This window comes from Nitritalea halalkaliphila LW7 (assembly GCF_000265075.1).
GTDB lineage: Bacteria > Bacteroidota > Bacteroidia > Cytophagales > Cyclobacteriaceae > Nitritalea > Nitritalea halalkaliphila.
Map to the genome: position 1 here is coordinate 1 of NZ_AJYA01000110.1, position 2,177 is coordinate 2,177.

Below are 2,177 nucleotides of genomic sequence, written 5' to 3' on the forward strand. Positions count from 1 at the left end.
GATVAACTCTCCATTGTAAAGTGTTTGGCGTGATGCCTATATGCATCACTCGTTTTCCTGTGTCTCCGATTGTCTAAATTGACGGTGGATAAAAACATTATCTCACCTAAATTGTCTTGGATGTTTTTGTTTCGTTTTACAACACTTCAAAGAACGTATCAGAAAACCTTGCGTCTCCTCTTCGTTAATGCTCCCAGCACCTAAGCTGAAGCATCTGTACTCTCATTCTGTTTGTTTCCCTTCGTTTGGGTTTGCAAAGGTAGAGAAAGTTTTTCATTCGGCAAGCAAAAAATTAAAAATTATTTTCTGCTCTCGGCTGCTGATAAAAGGATGCTGAGGATTATTTTTATTGTGTATTTCTACACACTAAAACCACCCATAAGCACTTCTATCCGCCTTTTACTTGCCTGTCCATGTGCCGTTTCTTTCAACCGCTTCCCCCGTTTGGGATTGCAAAGGTGCAGCTTTTTTCTCGTTTTGCAAGGCCCCACATCAAAGAAAATATCTAAGCCCGGTTCAAGTAACTGAAAACAAAGGAGAAAAGTTTCGAAGCATAGCCATCAAAAAATAAATGAAGGATCTTTAACCCCAAATAGAGACCAGCCCAACCTAAAACATTAACCCCGAGTTGCTACCCGGGGTTAAATCTTTACGAACATACGTTACTAAAATTGGGAGGCGTATTTCATCATCTACAACCTCGCAACCTAAAACTTCCCAGTAAGCAAGAACTGTCCCACGCTACTGATAGCAGAACAATTGTGTAGGTGGAGACTATCTAGGCAGCAGAGAAAGACATTATTAGGATCTTGATTAACGTTTGTTTGCAACAACTTCTCCCGATATCATCAACTTATGCACTTGCTCCTCACAGGTTGTAATGACCAAAGCATGCTTTTTGAAGATACCCATTAATTTTGCATCATATCTTATTTTGATTTTCCCCATTTCTCCAGCTGCTAGTTCTTTAGGGAAATCAACCGCCGTACAACCACAGGCTGTACTCACTTCAACGATTCGAATTTTCTTCGATGAAGTGTTTTCAATGGAAAATTCATGTACCACTTCTTTGTTTTGTGGTATTTGCCCAAAATCATGCAGCCTTCCTTCTGGAAAATGAATTTCTGATAAGAAACCCCAGGTGAAAAAAAATGCTAATAACCAGTAATTCATCATGTTAATTTCATTTAAAACTTTTTCTAATACGCATACAACTCCATTTGATTCCAATAAGGCTCGTCCGAAATCTTATGCCGACGTTTTAACAACGGATTGATGTAGAGCTGTATATTCGAGAAATCTGCAAACTGCGCCTCTAACGGCCGATGCTCGGCTAAATCTGCATGCACCCGCTGCTCATCAGGTAAAGGTGGGTAGGACGACTTCTCCCAAAATGTAGGATCATACGTCGATCGACCTGAAGTGAAAATCCAACCATTGTATAAGTCAGCTAAATAGTTCAACTTGTAATAAGGAGCACTCTCCCGCAGACCATACAAGTAACGCGCTCTTAACTCATCATAAGATAAATTCCCTGGAGAAGACGCTAATGCATACATTTCAGCAAACTCCCTCATCTGCTTCCCTTCATGAAAACCCTCCCCCTTATACCCATAGCCGATCGCAGTCCTAGATTGGTTCACATAAGTAAATACATACCGCCCTTCTTCCGTACGACGATAATAGGCATTAAGACTTTCCTCGAGTATGGTGTGCTTATACTGCCTTCCAACACTCATTCTGGTAGTAGTAGGATTCGCATTTTCCCACTTTAAATGCATTCGATGAAGCCCATAATCCTGCTGATCGATATAGAATACCCCTTGCTGTAATTTTTTCTTATGCGATCGCCCCCATTTGTTGATAAAACGATCAAAGGCTTTACTCGACGCATGAAAAGACAGTATATACACCGGTCGATCGTCGATAATCGTTTCTCCCAAAACTTCATACGTAAACCAGTTGGGATTCAAGCCAAAGTACTGGTAAGGTTCCTGTGCTATGGCCCAATTAACAGCATTTCTGGCACTTCCTGTAAATGAATGTAACATGAGATAATCCGACTTTTGTACCTGGTAAAAGGTATTGTAATGGACCTTGCGTCACTTGATTTTTTGCCTTATCAAAAACGCTCGATCATAGCCCGCATAGTGCATGTAACCCCGCCGCACGTGCCA

General features: G+C 41.0%; 2 protein-coding genes. Both read right to left on the reverse strand.

Annotated elements, in window-relative coordinates; all coding sequences use genetic code 11:
* Positions 1 to 813: 813 nt before the first annotated feature.
* Positions 814 to 1,176, reverse strand: coding sequence for a DUF1573 domain-containing protein (locus A3SI_RS17930; RefSeq protein WP_009057816.1), 363 nt, complete (start codon positions 1,174 to 1,176; stop codon positions 814 to 816).
* A gap of 23 nt (positions 1,177 to 1,199) precedes the next feature.
* The gene (locus A3SI_RS16640) at positions 1,200 to 2,051 is read right to left on the reverse strand and encodes a hypothetical protein (protein WP_009057818.1); all 852 of its coding nucleotides are present in this window, start codon (positions 2,049 to 2,051) and stop codon (positions 1,200 to 1,202) included.
* Between the last annotated feature and the right edge of the window lie 126 nt (positions 2,052 to 2,177).

Excerpts from the sequence above, each read along its gene's own strand:
- A3SI_RS17930 (WP_009057816.1), bottom strand. The coding sequence starts at position 1,176 with ATGATGAATTACTGGTTATTAGCATTTTTTTTCACCTGGGGTTTCTTA.
- A3SI_RS16640 (WP_009057818.1), bottom strand. The coding sequence starts at position 2,051 with ATGTTACATTCATTTACAGGAAGTGCCAGAAATGCTGTTAATTGGGCC.